This window comes from Novosphingobium sp. 11B (assembly GCF_054589055.1).
In genome coordinates this window covers 1-2243 of sequence record NZ_BAAILP010000004.1, presented here as the reverse complement: position 1 = coordinate 2243, position 2243 = coordinate 1, and the positions used below count along the sequence as shown (strand labels likewise).

Annotated in this window: 2 protein-coding genes and 1 tRNA gene; 2 read left to right on the top strand and 1 reads right to left on the bottom strand. The window is 64.7% G+C overall.

Annotated features, from left to right (window positions below):
* Positions 1 to 66: 66 nt before the first annotated feature.
* Positions 67 to 231: a hypothetical protein gene (locus ACYPYD_RS00280; RefSeq protein WP_172705199.1), complete on the bottom strand. Its 165-nt coding sequence runs from the start codon at positions 229 to 231 to the stop codon at positions 67 to 69.
* 144 nt (positions 232 to 375) lie between these two features.
* On the opposite strand from ACYPYD_RS00280, the gene ACYPYD_RS00275 reads away from it, so the two are divergent.
* Positions 376 to 460 (top strand) — tRNA-Leu (locus ACYPYD_RS00275).
* A 75-nt stretch (positions 461 to 535) separates the two neighbouring features.
* Positions 536 to 2098, top strand: coding sequence for a trigger factor (tig, locus tag ACYPYD_RS00270; protein ID WP_459661645.1), 1563 nt, complete (start codon positions 536 to 538; stop codon positions 2096 to 2098).
* Positions 2099 to 2243: the final 145 nt, after the last annotated feature.

The following is a 2243-nucleotide window of genomic DNA, read 5'->3' as shown; positions in this document are numbered from 1 at the left end:
AGCAATCCAGGGCAGCATTACGCCGCCCTGGATTGCTTCGCTACGCTCGCAATGACGAAATGAGCCTCAATCCGGCGGCGGCAGTTCCACCGGCGCCTCATCGGGCTGGTCGAAGTCCGGCCCTTGCGGCGGTGTCTCATCCGGCCCGCCGGGAACGCCGGGGTCGTTTCCGGGCGTCGGGATTTCCGCGGGCGTGTCGCCGGGGCTGTAGACGGGTGGCTGGGTGGCCATGGTGATCTCGCTCCTCTCGCCCCCTCGCACACATAACCCGGCGCACAGCCGATCCGTTCCGTGACAGCATAGCGACTCGTCGCACTTGCCCTTTTCTCCGGCTGCCATTAATGGCCCGTCCCTTGAGTTTCAGGCTACACTCATGCGGGCGTGGCGGAATTGGTAGACGCGCTGGTTTTAGGTACCAGTATCGAAAGATGTGGGGGTTCGAGTCCCTTCGCCCGCACCAATCCGCCGCCTGTGCGAGGGAATGCCGCGTAATGCTGGCCGAGAGGCCCTTTGGATTGCACAGGAAGGCATCGAAATGCAGATCGTCGAAACGACCAACGAAGGCCTGAAGCGCGCCTACACGGTCACCATCCCCGCCGCCACCATCACCTCCAAGGTCGAGGGTGAGGTCAAGAAGATCGCCCCGCAGGTACGCATGCCCGGCTTCCGCGCCGGCAAGGTTCCCGCGAACCTCGTCAAGAAGCTGCACGGCCCGGCGATCCACCAGGAAGCGCTGAACACCTCGATCCGTGAAGCCATGGACAAGCTGGTGGCCGACAACGCCCTGCGCCCGGCGATGAACCCCGACGTCAAGCTGACCGACGGCTACGAAGAGGGCAAGGACGCCGAGCTGACCGTCAGCCTCGAAATCCTGCCGACCATCGCCGCGCCCTCGCTCGACGGCCTGAAGCTCGACAAGCTGACCGTGCCCGTCTCGGATGAAGCCGTTACGGAAGCGGTCGCGAACATCGCCAAGCAGCAGCAGCGCTTCGAGACCAAGGACGGCGAGGCCGCCGAGGGCGATCAGGTCATCATCGACTTCACCGGCAAGCTCGACGGCGTCGAGTTTGACGGCGGCAAGGCCGAGAAGGCCCCGCTGGTGATCGGCGCTGATCGCTTCATCCCGGGCTTCGAAGAGCAGCTCAAGGGCATCAAGGCCGGTGACGAGCGCACCATCACCGTGACCTTCCCCGAGGACTACCCGGCCGAGAACCTCGCCGGCAAGGAAACCACCTTCGACATCGTCGCGCACGAAGTGAAGGCGCCTGCCGAATCGAAGCTCGACGACGACTTCGCCAAGGAACTGGGCCTCGAGAGCCTGGAGCAGCTCACCGGCCTGCTGCGCGGCCAGCTGGAGCAGGAAACTGCCGGCCTGACCCGCACCGCCATGAAGCGCTCGCTGCTCGACCAGCTGGCCGCCGGCCATGACTTCGACGTGCCGCCGACCATGGTGGAAGCCGAATTCTCGCAGATCTGGCAGCAGCTGATCCAGGAAGCGCAGAACGAGGAAGACCCGGCCGCCGCGCTCGAAGAGATCGAAGCCGAGAAGGACGACTACCGCAAGATCGCCGAGCGCCGCGTGCGTCTGGGCCTGCTCCTTTCGGAAATCGGCCAGGCCAACGGCGTCGAAGTGACCCAGCAGGAAATGGGCATGCTGATGCAGCAGGCTGCGCAGCAGTACCGCCCCGAAGATCGCCAGCGCTTCTTCGAATACGTCCAGCAGGACCCGATGATGGCCGCCCAGCTGCGCGCTCCGCTCTATGAGGACAAGGTCGTCGACTTCCTCATCGAGAAGGCCGAAGTCACCGAGCGCGAAGTGACCCGCGACGAGCTGCAGGCCGCGATCGAAGCCGACGCCGACGGCGAGAAGCCCGCTGCCGAGGCGAAGCCGAAGAAGGCTCCCGCCAAGAAGGCTGCCAAGAAGGACGAAGCGGAAGCCGCTCCGGCTGACGAAGCTGCCGCCGAGGAAAAGCCGAAGAAGGCTCCGGCCAAGAAGGCTGCCGCCAAGAAGGACGACGCTGAAGAGGCTCCGGCCGACGAAGCCAAGCCCGCCAAGAAGGCGCCGGCTAAGAAGAAGGCCGCTGCCAAGGAGGACTGATCCCTCCCTTGCGGTTCGACCGATAACCAAAAAGCCCCGGTGCAGCGATGCACCGGGGCTTTTTGTGTTTGGACGCGGGGCCTTCGACAAGCTCAGGCTGAGCGGGATCGAGGGCAAACAGGCGAAGGAAAACCCAAACCCCGCT

Bases quoted from the DNA above. Each gene is read 5' to 3' on its own strand.
- tig (WP_459661645.1), top strand. From the start codon at position 536: ATGCAGATCGTCGAAACGACCAACGAAGGCCTGAAGCGCGCCTACACG.
- ACYPYD_RS00280 (WP_172705199.1), bottom strand. From the start codon at position 231: ATGGCCACCCAGCCACCCGTCTACAGCCCCGGCGACACGCCCGCGGAA.